The organism is Pseudofrankia sp. EUN1h (assembly GCF_001854645.1).
In the GTDB taxonomy this organism is placed as follows: Bacteria; Actinomycetota; Actinomycetes; order Frankiales; family Frankiaceae; genus Pseudofrankia; species Pseudofrankia saprophytica.
This window is the reverse complement of record NZ_MBLN01000083.1, coordinates 21,734-36,358: the sequence shown is the minus strand read 5'-3', so window position 1 is coordinate 36,358 and position 14,625 is coordinate 21,734. Positions and strand designations below refer to the sequence as shown.

The 14,625-nt window shown below is 73.7% G+C and carries 12 protein-coding genes; 2 read left to right on the top strand and 10 right to left on the bottom strand.

Annotation, left to right across the window (positions count from 1 at the left end; translation table 11 throughout):
* Window positions 1-30: 30 nt before the first annotated feature.
* From BCD49_RS33360 to BCD49_RS33350, 3 genes are all read right to left on the bottom strand, one after another.
* A complete protein-coding gene (locus BCD49_RS33360) occupies window positions 31-2,442 on the bottom strand; it encodes an ABC transporter permease (RefSeq protein WP_232794376.1) in 2,412 nt (803 codons plus the stop codon).
* An 82-nt stretch (window positions 2,443-2,524) separates the two neighbouring features.
* Entirely contained in the window at window positions 2,525-3,331 is an 807-nt protein-coding gene (locus BCD49_RS33355; RefSeq protein WP_007515635.1) for an ABC transporter ATP-binding protein, read from the bottom strand.
* A 164-nt stretch (window positions 3,332-3,495) separates the two neighbouring features.
* Complete coding sequence (locus BCD49_RS33350; RefSeq protein WP_241832445.1) at window positions 3,496-5,037, bottom strand: adenylate/guanylate cyclase domain-containing protein; 1,542 nt, start codon at window positions 5,035-5,037, stop codon at window positions 3,496-3,498.
* 341 nt (window positions 5,038-5,378) lie between these two features.
* Here BCD49_RS33350 and BCD49_RS33345 point away from each other — a divergent pair, with 341 nt between their 5' ends.
* The gene (locus BCD49_RS33345; RefSeq protein ID WP_007515637.1) at window positions 5,379-6,455 is read left to right on the top strand and encodes a cyclic nucleotide-binding domain-containing protein; all 1,077 of its coding nucleotides are present in this window, start codon (window positions 5,379-5,381) and stop codon (window positions 6,453-6,455) included.
* Window positions 6,452-7,321 carry an MBL fold metallo-hydrolase gene (locus BCD49_RS33340; protein WP_007515638.1) on the top strand — a complete coding sequence of 290 codons (870 nt, stop codon included), beginning with the start codon at window positions 6,452-6,454 and terminating at the stop codon, window positions 7,319-7,321. Before BCD49_RS33345 ends, BCD49_RS33340 begins: the two co-directional genes overlap by 4 nt.
* 45 nt (window positions 7,322-7,366) lie before the next feature.
* Here BCD49_RS33340 and BCD49_RS33335 read toward each other — a convergent pair whose 3' ends face one another.
* The 7 genes from BCD49_RS33335 to BCD49_RS33305 form a co-directional block, all read right to left on the bottom strand.
* Window positions 7,367-8,038 carry an O-methyltransferase gene (locus BCD49_RS33335; protein WP_007515639.1) on the bottom strand — a complete coding sequence of 224 codons (672 nt, stop codon included), beginning with the start codon at window positions 8,036-8,038 and terminating at the stop codon, window positions 7,367-7,369.
* 135 nt (window positions 8,039-8,173) lie between these two features.
* Window positions 8,174-8,902: a ferredoxin reductase gene (locus BCD49_RS33330; RefSeq protein ID WP_051467611.1), complete on the bottom strand. Its 729-nt coding sequence runs from the start codon at window positions 8,900-8,902 to the stop codon at window positions 8,174-8,176.
* Window positions 8,903-8,948: 46 nt separating this feature from the next.
* Window positions 8,949-9,545 carry a sulfite oxidase-like oxidoreductase gene (locus BCD49_RS33325; protein ID WP_007515642.1) on the bottom strand — a complete coding sequence of 199 codons (597 nt, stop codon included), beginning with the start codon at window positions 9,543-9,545 and terminating at the stop codon, window positions 8,949-8,951.
* A gap of 110 nt (window positions 9,546-9,655) precedes the next feature.
* Complete coding sequence (locus BCD49_RS33320) at window positions 9,656-10,546, bottom strand: sulfite exporter TauE/SafE family protein (protein WP_007515643.1); 891 nt, start codon at window positions 10,544-10,546, stop codon at window positions 9,656-9,658.
* Between the two features lie 149 nt (window positions 10,547-10,695).
* The gene (locus tag BCD49_RS33315; protein ID WP_007515644.1) at window positions 10,696-11,805 is read right to left on the bottom strand and encodes a lysylphosphatidylglycerol synthase transmembrane domain-containing protein; all 1,110 of its coding nucleotides are present in this window, start codon (window positions 11,803-11,805) and stop codon (window positions 10,696-10,698) included.
* Window positions 11,802-13,037, bottom strand: a complete 1,236-nt coding sequence (locus BCD49_RS33310; protein WP_035931593.1) for a glycosyltransferase family 4 protein — start codon at window positions 13,035-13,037, stop codon at window positions 11,802-11,804. The genes BCD49_RS33315 and BCD49_RS33310 overlap by 4 nt, the downstream gene beginning before the upstream one ends.
* An 823-nt stretch (window positions 13,038-13,860) precedes the next feature.
* Complete coding sequence (locus tag BCD49_RS33305) at window positions 13,861-14,595, bottom strand: DUF7873 family protein (protein ID WP_007515646.1); 735 nt, start codon at window positions 14,593-14,595, stop codon at window positions 13,861-13,863.
* Window positions 14,596-14,625 lie beyond the last annotated feature (30 nt).

The window sequence follows — 14,625 nt, the reverse complement described above, 5'->3', positions numbered from 1 at the left end:
TCTCCGACGTTCTGCCTGTCATCGTCGCTCTCACTCAGCTCTCAAAACGTCCGGCACGCGCAGGCGGGCCGCGCGCCGGGCCGGAACAGACGCCAGGACGCTCACCGTGACGATCACGGCCGGGACGACGAGCGCGAGAGCGAGCGTCGCGACCGGCGGCGCGTAGATCAGCGGTGTGCTCGTCGCGATCGCCCGCCACAGCGCGCGGCCGAGCAGGACGCCGACCGGCACGCCGACGGCCAGGCCGACGATCACGATGACGGCGGCCTGGGTCAGCACGATCGCCCGCGTCTGCCACCCGGTGGTGCCCAGGGCACGCAGCACCGCGACCTCGTGCCGGCGGCGGCGCACCCCGACGAACAGGGCGTGGCCGACCGCGCCCACGGCGAGCACGCCCAGGAAGGCCCCGAGGAGACGGGGCAGGACGGCGATGCCCCGGAAGCGGTTCATCGCGTCGATCGGTAGCTCGTCGGTCAGAACATAGAAGGCGTCGCCGGTGCCCGCGGCTTTGTTGAGCCGGTCACGCACGGCCGGCGCGCTCACGCCCGGCCGCAGCTCGACGTGGAGCTCGTGGTACTTGAAGCCCTTCGAGAACAGCGCGCGGTAGCCACCCGCGGTCACCCAGCCGCCCTGGTTGTAGTCGGTGTGCGAGTCCTGCGGGACGAACGCCAGCCCGGTCACCCGCATCCGCGTGCCATCCGCCGGGCCCCGCCCCACGGTGATGACGTCACCCACCTTGACGCCGGTCCGGCTGGCGACCCCGGGTGCCAGCACGATCTCGCCCGAGGTGGCCGGCAGCCGGCCGGACAGCACGGGGACAGGCAGCGGGCGGGCGGTGGCCGGGTCGAGGCTGAACAGCGTCACCGGCCGGCCCGCGACCTCCGCGACGTCGACCAGCGTGTCGTTGACCGCGAGCACGTCGCGGTCGGTGGCCGCGCGGCGCTCGATGTCATCGGCCGGCGCGAAGTCGTTGTCAAGCCAGCCGACGGTGCTCCCGACCGCGAAGTTCTGCCCGAACCGGGCGGGGTTGACCGCCGCGTCGGCGACGCCGCTCTGGAACGTCAGCGAACCCAGCACACCGAGGACGCCGACGACCGCGCCGACCAGCGCTGGGCGCACCGCGGCACCGGCCCGGCCCGGTTCGAGCGCGAACCGTATTCCGGTGAGCGCCGGGGCCGGAAGGCCCACGCGGTAGGCCAGCCGCGCGGCCGCCGACCCACGCGGGCGCGCGGGCCGGACACCGCGCGCCGATGCCGCGAACGCCGTCGTGGTCGCCGCCACCGCCACCAGCAGCACCGTCACGCCCACCACCGCGGCAAGCACTCCGAGGTCGACGTCGAAGCCCGGCCTGGGCTCGACGGCCGCCGCGGAGCCGATCGGGAACAGCGGCGAGACGGCCGCCGCCGCGACGGCCCCGGCAAGCGCCCCGGCGGTGGTGGCGAGCACGGGACCGGCCGCGGCCGCGACGGTGGCCTGCCGGATGGTCAGGCCGAGCGTGCGCAGCACACCGAGGTCCGCGGTCGCGCCGATCACGAAACGGATCACGGCCTGCCCGACCAGGACAACGGCGGCGAGGTAGGCCGCCAGCGCGAACGCCGCCAGCGCGCCGGCCTCGAAGGTGGTGGTCGCACGGTAGTCCGCCGCGCCCTTGACGACGTCGAAGGCGTCGACGGGGTGTGTCGCCTGCTGGTCGAGCGCGGCCTGGAAGGCCGGTACCCCGGCGGCGCCGTCGCGCAGCCGGACCAGGGCGACCACCAAGCCCTGGCCGCCGGTGCCGAACAGGTTCTCCCGGTAGGTCTGGGTGAACGCGTAGGTGGTCTCCAGCCCGCCTTGGTAGTTCGGCTCGTCGCGGAACCACCAGAAGGAGCGGACGACACCGACGATCTTGAGCTGCTGGCGCGGGCCCGAGAACGAGACCGGGGCCGAACCGTTGTCGGCCATCGCGGCGGTCTCGGCCGGGGTCGGCAGGATCGCGGTCACCGTATCCCCCACCGACAGCCCGGATTTCTCGAGGAAGCGCGGGCTGACAACCGCCTCGTCCACCCGGGTCGGGTCCGCGAGCCGGCCGGCCAGGACGACCGGGCGCTCGACCGTCTGGAAGATCTCGGTGTCCAGCGGCACCGAGCCGGCGTCCACCCCGGGGTGGCCTTCGATGGAAAGGGAGCCGGATGCCAGGAACGTGCCCAGGGCCGCCACGCCGGGCAGGCGCCGCGCGGCCTCCCAGTCGAAGTTGGGCTCCGTGGGCACCGGCACCAGCGTGGGGGGCAGCGTGACGGCGAGCATCCGGTCGAGGGCCGAGTCGCCGCGGCGGGCGCCGGCCGCCGCGGTCATGACCGTGCCCGTGGCGAGCGCGACCAGCAGCGCGAGGGCTATCAGGGAAGGCCAGCGCCGCCGCAGGTCCAGCCGCAGCCACGCCCAGACCGGCCGCCACAGGCCAGCCACCGGGCCGCCGATGCCCGGCGGCCTCGGGCCTGGCGCACTGTCCGCGGTTCGATCCGACCCCTGTTTCGTGATCATGGCGGCCTCAGGCCACGATCCGGCCGTCGCGCATCGGCACGACGCGCTGCGCGCCGGCCGCGACATCCGCTGAGTGGGTGATCATGATGATCGTCTGGCCGTCGGCGTGCAGTCGGCGGAACAGCTCGAGGATCTCCAGCCCGCCCTCGCTGTCGAGCGCGCCGGTCGGCTCGTCCGCCAGCACCAGCGTGGGGGAGTTGACCAGCGCCCGCGCGATCGCCAGCCGCTGGCGCTGTCCACCGGACAGCACGGACGGAAGCTGGTCGGCGCGGTCGGCGAGGCCCAGCAGGTCGAGCAGGTCCCGGGCCCTGGACTCGGCAGCGCGCCGGCGCATTCCGCCGATCGAGGCTGGCAGCACGATGTTCTGCAACGCGGACACGCCGTCGATGAGGTTGAAGAACTGGAAGACGATGCCGACATGGTGCCGCCGGAACCGGGCGATCCAGTCCGGGTCGCGTTCGCTGATCCGCTCGCCGACGACATCGACGGTGCCGTCGTCGACGGCTTCCAGGCCCGCGATCACATTCAGCAGCGTCGACTTGCCGCACCCGGACGGGCCGGTGACGGCGACGAAGTCGCCGGCCGCGACGTCCAGGTCGACGCCGCGCAGCGCCCGCACCGGCGCGAGATCGGCGTCGAAGGTGCGCCGCACGCCCCGCAGCCGCACGACCGGCGCCGTGCCCGCGTCGCCCACCGCGGCCCCCCCGAGATCGGCCGCGGTGGGCGGCGCGGGCGCGGCGCCGCCAGGAACGGCGGCGGTACCAGCGCCGGGCTCCGGCCCGGCGGCGCCGCCGAGCAGGTCAGTACTCGTCATGTCAGTTCCTTCCCCCGGCCGGCGTACGCCGGCATTCCCTTCCGCCAGCGACGCGCCGGCGGTTTCCGTGAACGCGGCTCCTCGGATGCGGCCGCGTCGCCCGAGTGTCATTGGCCGCCGAGAGACGGCCCGCTGACGGCCGTGCGAGGAACAGCCGCGCCGGCTTACTCATCGCGCGCCTGGACATTGCCCCGGCCACGAGTGGGCCACCACCGGCGGCCGCGGCCGGAAACACTCGCGCCAGCCCGGGCGACGGGCGTGACGGCGAGCCCGCCCGCCGCGCCCACCGCCTCCACCTGCAGGGAATCTGCCATGAGAGCGCCGACCGGTGGGACGCATTCCACCAGGCGCGGGAAGTCGGCCACGTCGGGGCCTGGAGAACTCGCTCCAGAGCGAGGCGGGTGCAGCTGGAACGGGCGTACCGGGGTGGTGCGGCCTTTGACGGTGCGCGCCGGCATCTCCCAGACGTCGAACTCCCCGTGGCCCCGCAGCGCGGCGGCGGTGGCATCGCTGATCACCGTCGTCCCGGCGGGCCGGGCGAGGTCTCCCAACCGCTGGGCGAGGTTCACGGTGTCGCCGACCAGGGTGTATTCCAGCCTCTCCTCGCTGCCGAGCAGGGCCGCCGCCACCGGGCCGCTGCACACCCCGATACCGAGCCCGAACGGTTCCAGGCCGTCCCCGGCCCAGGCCTGGTCGAGGCCGGCCTGCCGGGCGTGCATCGCGCCTGCCGCGCGGCAGGCCGCCAGTGCGTGATCCGGACGGGCGAACGGGGCGCCGAACACGGCCATCACCGCGTCGCCGACGTACTGCATCACCGTCCCGCCGTGGCCGAGGATCGCCGCATTCATCTCGCGGCGGTGGGCGTTGAGCTGGCCGGCCAGCACCGCCGGATCGGTGTACTCCGCGATGGTCGAGTAGCCGCGCACGTCCGACATGAGCACCGTGACCTCGAGCCGCTCGGTGCGCCCCGTGGCTGCGCCCACGTCGGTGCGCAGCTTCTCGGCGAGCCCCGACGGGAGCAGCCGCGACAGCGTCTCCCCCTGCTCCTCGCGGCGCAGCAGCGCGGTGTGCAGCAGCCGCAGCCTGCGCAGCGCGCCGCRCCGCCCGGCGCTCGCGCCCTCGGCCAGCCGCAGGAAGATCTCCTCGATCTCGCCGTTCATCGCCTCCGGGGTGCGCCGGCGCGCCGCAGCGATCGCCTTCACCGGCCGGCCGGCGGCCATGTCGGCGAGCAGGTCCTCCTGGTCGGCCGTCAGCTCCCCGCGCCGGGTCACCGGCGAGAGCATCGTGGCGACGATCTGCGGGTCGAGCATGGAGCCCCCGGTCGCGACCTCCCGGATGGCCCTCGACAGCCGGTCGGAGTCGCCCACCTGGTCCTTGAGCAGGTAGGCGAAGCCGGCGGCTCCGTCGGCCAGCAGGGCGATCGCGTACTCGGGGTCGTCGAACTGCGACAGCACCACCACCCCGGTGCCCGGATGCCGGCGGCGGACCTCCTTGGCGCCGGCGATCCCCTCGTCCTGGAAGGTGGGCGGCATCCGGATGTCGGTCACGACGACCTGCGGGCACAGCTCGAACGCCGCCCGGACCAGCTCGTCGCGGTCGGCCGCGACCGCCACGACCCGTACGGCCGGGTCGGTGCCAAGCAGCGCACGAATACCTTCCCGCGCGATGAGGTTGTCATCGGCGAGCAGTACCGTGATCGGTTCCATGGCGTCCATTCAGCCGGATTCGGCCCGTCACGCCAAGGAGATCAGCACGGCATTTCTGGCGTGCTAGCACCCGGTGGCCCGGGTGCGGGCCACACAGAAAGCCGGTGCCGGCCGCCGGCCGCCGGCGCGTCCGGCCGTTGTCCACCAGGTTCTCCCTGGTCAGGGCGCGGCGCGGGGGCCGGCCCACGCCGGCAGCACCCGGCCCGCGGGGTGCTGCCACGCACGGAGCAAGCGGCTGACGCCCTCGGCGGCGCACGGGCGCGCCCGTAGCTTCTGACGGTGTAAACCGGACGGCGGGATTTCGGAAAAGACCCGCCTCACATTTCCTTTTGGAGGGCGTGATGGGAACGCGGATGGTCGAGTCGAGCGTCATGTCGTTGTCCTGGATTCCTTCGGAGGCTATCCGGGGATTCGGCAAGCTTCCTTTCTCGCTCGGGGTCAGCCACTACGACGAGCCGCTGCCCGCCCAGGTCGACGACCTCGACGCGCTGCGCCGCGCGGACCGGTTCCGGTTCGCCAACCGCCTCTCGGCGGCCGCGACGTTCGGGGACGACGGCGAGGTGCTGGCGTTCCGCTACACGGGCGGCGCGGTGACCGGGTCGACCACGGTCCGCCTCGGCGGGCTGGGCGCGACGTTCGCCGGGGTCGCCATGCCGGACATCCAGGCCGAGCCCGTCGTGGGCGACGGCTGGGTGCGGTTCACCCAGACCGGCGGCGGCCGCACCGCGCTCCCGCTGCCGCGCCAGACCGCGCGGCCGCCGTACTTCCGGCTGCAGAGCCCCGTCACCTGGTCGACGCTGTCGCTGACACTGTTCGCCGACGGGCGGGCCGAGTACGACATGGTCGGCGCGAGCGCCTTCCCCCGGCACTGGGTCTACGACGCGGACGGCCACCTGGTGCTCAAGTCGGGGATCACCGACTGGTCGAGCTGGACCTCGCAGCCCTCGTGGCGGCACACGCCATGGGGCGACGAGGACTCTCCGGCGCTGGTGGTCGCCGCTGAGACGGCCCTCGAGCGGGAGCTGTCCCACCACATCATGCGGGCCGGTAAGCGGCCCCAGATCGACAACCTGGCCGCCGGCACCGAGCTGGTCCGGCAGGGCACGCCGGGCGACGCGCTGTTCCTGCTGCTCGACGGGGTGCTCGGCGTCGACGTCGACGGCACGCGGATCGCCGAGGTCGGCCCAGGCGCGATCGTCGGCGAGCGCTCGCTGCTGGAGGGCGGCCTGCGGACCGCGACGCTGACCGCGCTGACCGCGGTGCGCGTCGCCAGGGCCAGCAGGGACGCCGTCGACCTCGCGGCCCTCGCGCAGCTGGCCCGCGGGCACCGCCGCGAGGAGGGGGACGGTGCGCCGAGCGAACCCGGGCCACGGGCGCCGGCGATCCCGGCGGCGCGGCGCGAGTCGGTGACCGCGTGAACGTGCACCTGCTCGGAGTCCGCGGGTCGACGCCCGCGCCCGGCGAGCCCTTCGCCCGCTACGGCGGCCACACCTCCTGCGTGGCGGTCACCGCGGCGGGCGAGCCGGGGCCGACGCTGCTGCTCGACGCGGGCACCGGGGCCCGCAACCTCGACGCCCTGCTCGGGCCGGCGCCGTTCCGGGGCACGGTCCTGCTGACCCACCTGCACTGGGACCACACCCAGGGGCTGCCGTTCACCCGGTGCCTCGACCGGCCGGACGCGCGGGTCGACCTGCGGGTGCCGGCCCAGCGGGGCCGCAGCGCGGCCAGCCTGCTCGCCCGGTCGATGTCGCCGCCGAGCTTCCCGATCGGGATCTCCGGCCTGCGCGGGCAGTGGCGCGCCCGGCTCGTGCGCCCGGGCCGGCTCACCGTGCCGCCGCGGTTCGCGGTCACGGCGGCCGAGGTCCCGCACAAGGGCGGCCGCACGTTCGGGTACCGGGTTAGCGCGGACGGGGCAAGCCTCGCCTACCTGCCCGACCACGCGCTGGCGGGCCGGCCGACGGCGGCGGCGGTGGCGCTGGCGGCCGGCGTGGACCTGCTGCTGCACGACGCCTCGAACGGCTTCGGTGACCGGGCAGCGGCCGACGCCTACGGCCACTCGACGATCGATGACGCTATCCGCTTCGCGCGGGACTGCCGGGTACGGTCGCTGGTCCTCATCCACCACTCCCCCGGCCGGACCGACGCCGACCTCGACGCGCTCGCGGCCAGGCTCGCCGCCGACGGCTCCAACGGCGACGACGACGGCCCGGCGGTGAGCCTCGGCAGGGAGGGCGAGGTGATCTGGTGCGGCCAGCCGGCCGCGGCGCCCGTCCACGCCGGCTGACCGTGCGGGGATGGGGACGCCGCGGCCGCCGGCTCGACGGGCGGGCTACTCGCCCGTGACGAAGGCCAGAGTAAAGCCGTCATAGCCCTTGGTGCCGACGGTCTGGACGGCGGTCGCGCTGACGCGCGGCTCGGCGGCGATCAGCTCGTGGACGCGGCGCGTCCCGACGACCGAGGGCTCGGTGTTGTCGGGATCCGCGACGGCGCCGCCGCGGACGACGTTGTCGATGATGATCAGACTCCCGGGCCGGGTGAGCCTGAGCGCCCACTCGAAGTAGCCCGGGTTGTTCGGCTTGTCCGCGTCGATGAAGACCAGGTCGAACGGGCCACCGCCCTCGGCGGCGAGCTTTGGCAGGGTCTCCAGCGCCGCTCCGACCCGCACGTCGACCACGTCCGCGACGCCGGCGCGCTCGGCGTTGGCGCGGGCGACGGCGGCGTGCGCCGGGTCCACCTCGAGCGTGACGAGCCGGCCGCCGGCCGGCAGCGCCCGTGCCAGCCAGATCGTGCTGTAGCCGCCCAGCGTGCCGACCTCGAGGATCGAGCGCGCGCCGACGGTCCGGGCCAGCAGTTGCAGCAGCTTGCCCTGGCTCGCCGACACCTGGATCGCCGGGAGCCCGGCCGCGTCGCTGGCCCGCAGCGCCGCCGCCAGCGCCGGGTCGGCCGGCACCAGCAGCCCCTCGAAGTAGTCGTCGACGGCGTCCCACAGCTCCCGCGTCATCCGGCCTCCTCGCCAGCGCCCGTCATGGCTCTCGCTCTCGCCGTCCCCAACTCTCCCCCGACACCCGGGACATCTCCAGGTGATTCCGGCCGCGCCCACCGCGGTCCCGTCGCGTAGGGCCGCAGCGCGGCGCCGTCAGCGGCCGGTGGGGCCGAAGCGTTCGGTGCGGATACGCGACGGGTCGTGGCCCTGGTCGACGAGCAGGTCGGCCACGGTCTCGACGAAGCCGGTGGGGCCGCAGACATAGCACGTGGGGCTGAACTCGGCGGGCCAGCCGGCGGCGGCCAGGTCCGGGCCGGTGATCCGGTGGGGCGGGACCGGCCAGCCTTCCGGGACGGACCGGCTGTAGACGTAGGCGACGTCGAGGCCGCCGTCGTCGGGGCCGAGGCCGCGCAGCTCGGACGCGTAGTACGTCTCGCCGGGGCCGCGCAGCGCGTAGACCAGCCGGAACGGGACCCGGCTGCGGGCCGCGCGGCGGGCACGGATCATCGCCATCAGCGGGACGATCCCGGAACCGCCCGCGACGAGCAGCACCGGATCGGGCGGGCCGTCCGGTTGCCACACGAACCAGCCGCCGATCGGCCCGCGCAGCTCGACCGGATCCCCCACCGCGAAGACCTCGGTCAGGTAGGGCGACACCTCACCGTCCGGCACCCGCTGGACGGTGACTTCCACCCGGTCGCCGTCCACCGGCGCGGCGATCGAGTAGGCGCGCGACGCGCGATAGCCGTCCTCGGCGGTCAGCCGGACGTCGACCCGCTGGCCGGCGAGGTGCCCCGGCCAGCCGGGCACGTCGAGGACGAGCGTGCGGGCGGTTGGCGTCTCGTCGACGACCTCGGTGAGCCGGCCGACCCGCCAGGCCATCCGGGCCGCGACCCGGGCCGGGCGGCCGGTCACGGAGTCCTCGCCATCAGTCGCCCTGGTAGCGCTGCTCGAGCCACGGGTCGCCGCGGTCGTGGTAGCCCGCGGCCTCCCAGAAGCCCGGCGAATCCTCGACGAGGAGCTGGATGCCGCGGACCCACTTCGCGGACTTCCAGAAGTACAGGTGCGGGACGAGGAGCCGGGCGGGGCCGCCGTGTTCCGAGTCCAGATCCTCGCCGTCGAACGTGTGGACGATCCAGGCCTGGCCGTCGAGCAGGTCCTCCAGCGGCAGGTTCGTGGTGTAACCGCCGTAGGAGTGGATCATCGTGTAGTCGGCGGTCGTCTCGACGTCGGCGAACAGGGTGTCCAGCGAGACGCCCTTCCACGTGGTGCCCAGCTTCGACCAGCGGGTGACACAGTGGATGTCGACCGTCGGCGTCTCCTGCGGCAGGGCCTGGAGCTCGTCCCAGGTCCACGTGTACTTCTCGCCGGTCTCGGTCGTGATGGTGAACCGCCACCGGTCCAGCGGGACGCGCGGCGTCGGTCCGGCCGACAGGACCGGGAAGTCCTCTTCGAGGTATTGGCCGGGCGGCAGCGTCGGGCTCAAACGGCGCCGGCCCTGGAAGCCAGGCGAGACGATCCCCATGCGCCTACACGTACCACGACACCGGCGGTGCCAGGTCCGGAACGGCGTCCGACGGTCCCTCCGACGACGTGATCCGACCCACGGCCGGACGCCGCCCGGAGATCGCGGATTCAGAAATCGCGGATGAGCAGGACGACGGCGACGCCGACGCCGAGGGTGATGACGCCGGCCCGCAGGCCCTTGGCGGGCAGGCGGCGGGCGACGCGGGCGCCGAGCACGCCTCCGATCGCCGAGGCGACGACGAGGATGCCGGCATAGGCCCAGGCGACCTGGGCGCTCACCAGGAAGATCACCACGCCGACGGCGTTCACGATGAACGACAGCAGCGTCTTGAGGGCGTTCGTGCGCTGCAGGTCGTCGACCAGCAGGATCCCGAGGACGCCCAGCAGCAGCACACCCAGCCCGGCCCCGAAGTACGACCCGTAGGCGCCGGCGAGGAACACCCCGACACGCGTCGGCCAGGTAACCGGCTGCGCGGCTCCCGCGCCCACGGTCATTTCCGCGCCCACGGTCATTTCCGCGCCCAGGGTCACCTGGGTGGTCGCCGTCGCCACACCAGCCGAGGGCACCGCAGGCGGCGTGGCGGCCGCCGCCGAGGCGGTGGTCCTGGCCGCGCGACGGCGGGCGACGAGACCGCCGAGCCTCGTCTGGCTGGCCAGCAGCGCGCACGAGAGCAGGACCAGGAACGGGACGGCCGCCTTGAACGCACCCTTGGGCGTCACCAGCAGGATCACGGCCCCGACGACGCCACCGAGGACCGCGGCCGGCCCGAGCGCCCGCAGCCGGGCGGCCTGGCCCGCGAGCTCGCGCCGGTAGCCCAGCGCGCCGCCGGCATAGCCGGTGACCAGCCCGACCGACGAGGTGATGTTGGCGGTGACGGCCGGCAGTCCGGCGGCCAGCAGCGCCGGAAAGGCGATCAGCGTGCCGCCGCCCGCGATCGCGTTGACGCCACCGGCCAGCAGCCCGGCTCCGGCCGTCAGCGCCGCGTCCACCCCGTTCACGCCCTACACCCTCCGGTCCACCCACCGGACCCGCCTTGTGCCCGGCTCACAATTCTCGCGGCACCTGCGGCCAGGCCCGTCCCGAGCACCCGGACCGGCGCTTTTGCGGATCTTGGGCCGTGGCTCCCGGCGGGCCGGTGCCCTGACCGTCAGATGACGCGGGTGCGGATGAGGACGCCGCAGACGGCGGCGGAGGGGGCCAGCGGGAGCCAGGCGGTGAGCAGGCGGTAGCCGAGGACGGCGGCGATCGCCGTCGCCGTGGGCACGCCCGCGCCGGTGAGCAGCGCCGTCAGCGCGGCGTCGAGGCCGCCGAAGCCGCCGGGCGATGGGATGACGGCCGACAGCGCGCTCGCCACCAGGTAGACCACGATGATCTTCCCGGGGCCGAGCGGCGCGTGCAGCGCGGCCGCGATCGCGCACAGGGTCGCGGCGTGCAGCATCGGGATCGCGATCGAGCCGCCCCACAGCAGTGCGGCCCGCCGCGTGCTGCCGGCGCCGGCCAACAGGTCGCGGTGCTCGACGAGCCGGCGCGCCACCGAGACGATGGCCCGGCGGACCTTGGGCACGCACGCGGCCACGAGCGCCGCCGCCACGGTCGCCACCACGAACAAGCGGGTGCTCCCCCCGAACGCGAGGTGCGGCACCGGGACCGCCCCGGCGAACAGCAGCACGATGAGCATCAGGGCGTGCGGGATCGCGCCGGCCGTCGCGTTGGCGGCGGTCGAGGCGACGGCCTCGGCCATCGTCAGGCCGCGCCTGAGCAGATAGCGGGTCTGCAGGGCAGCGACGCCCATACCGGCGGGTACCAGCACGTTCGGCAGGATCCCGGCGATCTGGATGGCGAGCAGCTGGCCGAACGGGAGCTTGCGCGTCACCGCGCCCTTCATGCTCGCCGCCGCGGCGAAGTAGGTCGCGCACGCGGCCACCACCGCGACCAGCAGCCACTCGCCGTCGGCCCGCTTACAGGCCTGGAAGGCGGCGCGCAGCTCCTCGTGGTGGGTTCCCAGCCATACGGCGCCCACCGCCGGCGCAACGATGCTGAGCACGGCCATGATCCGCCGGGACCGGCGGGATTTCGCCGTCGACGGCAAGCTCGTCGGCGTCGCCTGGGGCAGCTCGATCGCGGACAGCGGAGTTTCTGAAGGCTGGATTCCTGAAGGCAGGGTTTCTGAAGGCTGGGTCTCGGGCAACGATGCCTCGAGCAGCATCGTCGCCGGCGCCGGCGACGGCGCGTCCTCTCGTTCGGCTGGTTCGCTCATCGTGCCGTCGCCCCGTCTGTGTGGCCCGGTGAGGACGGGGCGGTTGGCAGGGGAGCCGGGGATGGCTGGCCAGCTCCCGGCGCTGGGCCGCCCGCGAGGGCGGAGGCATATGACGGGCCGGTCAGCAGCGCGGCGAGCCGGCCACCGAGGTACTCCCACGTCCAGGCCGACGTCATGAACTCGCGGCCCGCGGCGCCCATCCGGCGGGCGCGGTCCGGGTCGGCGAGCAGCTCGCCAACGGCGTCGGCGACCGCGGACACGTCGGTACCGTCGACGACCAGCCCGGTCTTACCGGGGATCACGACCTCGGGCGCTCCCCCGGCGGCACCGGTGATCACCGGTTTGCCCGCGGCGGCAGCCTCCAGCGACGACAGACCGAGTCCCTCCAGGTCCAGGCCCAGCTTGGCTGGCCGCGACGGCATGGCGAACACGTCGGCCGCGTCCAGGTATGCGGGCAGTTCTCTCTCGGGAATGGCGCCCGCGAGAACGACATTTTCCCTGACACCGGCGCTCGCCGCCAGTCGTCGCAGTCGGCCGGCGCTCCGCCCCCGGCCGATGACGACCAGCAGCGTGTCCGGGTGGTTACGCAACACCGACGGCAACCCCCTGATCAGGACGTCCTGGCCCTTACGCGGCACCAAACGGGCGACACACGTCACAACAGGACGATCACCCCATCCATGCCTGCGTCGGATGTCCTCGCCGCCCACGCCGGGCTGGAACCGGTCGACGTCGACGCCGCCGGTCAGCCGCTCGAAGCTGGTACCGGCGGGCGCGACCTTGCTCAGGCGGCGCAGGGTCACCTCGGTCAGGTGGGTGACGACGTCCGCCCGAGCGGCGACCGCGCGCACCAGGGACCAGCCGTAGGGAAGCTGCGACCACCCGTACTCATGCCCGTGCGTGGACGACACCACCCATTCCACGCCAGCACGGCGCAGCGCGGGCGCGATCATCCCGCGCGGCGTGCCGGCCGGGAACCAGGCCGCGGTACAGCCCTCCGCGCGCGCGATCCGGCCGATGGCGGGACCGGCTCCGGGCAGGCGCAGCCGGGCGGCAGGATGCCGAATGATCTGAAAGGGCGCGTCCGCGTCCAGTTTGGGCGCGTCGGGGTGCGGCGGGGCGACGACGAGGACCTTGTCCGCGGGCAGCGTCGCGGCGAAGGCGTAGGCGAAGGTCTGTATCCCGCCCAGCACCGGCGGGAACTTGTCCGCGACGATCAGAGTGCGATGCATCGATCGGTGCGTGGACATCAGCTGTCGGCCGCCTTTCGGGCGGACGACGCGACCTGTCCGCGTTGACTGGAGGACGGCTGGCGGACGGGCCCCGGTACCGCCAGGTCGGACATACCGGAAGATACCCCGGACCTCAAGCATCTCCATGTGGTCTGTCTCGCCACCGTCCCGATCGCGCGGACGCCGGCCAGCCACTACCGACCGCCGGAGCCACCGCCGGAGCGACCGCCGGACCCGGCCACTGAGCCGGCCACCGAGCGGCCTACCTGGCGGTCGGCCTGGTCGCGTCAGCTTACGGCGGCGGCCTGACCGAGGGCGGCCGATCGCGCCCGAGGCAGGCCACGACCGTGGGAACTGGTGAAGCCGGCGAGATTTGGTGGAGCCCGGAGACTACCCTTCTCCGGGCCCCGAGGGATGGCCATCATGCACACGCCAGTCCGTTTTGTTGGCGGCCGGTCAGCATCACACGGGTCGCGCTCTTCCAATTGAGCTAGCGGCGCAGGTGGAGCACCGCGCGGGGCTTGAACCCGCAACCTCGACCTTAATTTTCCGGACGTCGGCCGGGCCGGCGATATGGCCTGTCTTCAGTTGTGGAGCGAGAGACTAAGATTCAATGACGGCTGCCTCTACCACTGGGCTACCCCGGCAGGTTCGAGCCGGGGAGGGGAATCGAACCCCCGCTGTCACCGCCCTTCATGATCTTGAGTATGAGTCTCAGCTTCACGTCCGTCGCCGGACGCGTCCCGCCGCTCCAGGCGGGAGACTGTGAACCGGTCCGCCACGGGCCGGTCTGCCGAGGGCCGGTTACCTCGGGCCGGGCGAGCTAACGGGCGAACAGGTAGTCGAACACCTGCCGGCCGACGGTCTGGTCGGTCACCTCGAACTGGTTCGCGGCCTCGCGGGCGACCTTCACGCCCTCGGCGAGCGCCACGACCCGGTCGGCCAGCTGACGGCGCCGGTCCGCGGGCAGGGAGCCGGAGAACTTCACCGTCGACCACTCGCCGACCGGCTCATCGACGGTGAACACCTCGGTCTGCGCCGGGTGGTGTTCCGTCGCCTCGTACTTGACGAGCACCTTGGGCACCTTGCGGGAACGCACGGTCTTCGTCGTCGGCGTGCGGTAGACGCCGGCGGCCGGGTCCCAGGTCCAGTCCTCGGCCGGGTCGAGCACCGGCAGCTTCGCGAGGAACGCCTGCAGGTCCGCGAGCTGCTTCTCCAGGAAGAGCAGGTAGGCCACCGGCACGTCACGCAGCAGCGTCACGCCGTCGACGACGACGTCGGCCGTCGCCTCGCGGTTCGCGATGTCCTTGGTGGCGACCACGTCGAACAACCGGGTCAGGACCGCGGAAAGCTGCGTCAGCACCTCTTCCACGCGTACCTGGACCTTGGTGCCCTCCGCCGGCAGCTGGTCGCCTTCCTCGTCGCGCGGCTGGTAGGTCCGGGAGATGCCGGCGAGCAGGGCGTCCTTCTGCGTGGAGCCCTGCAGGTCGGCGAACTCGCGCGCGGCGCGCGCCTTCACACCCTTCTCGATCGCGATGATCTGGTTCAGCTTGGTCACGGCACCCCCTGGGCTGGCGAACGCGGACCG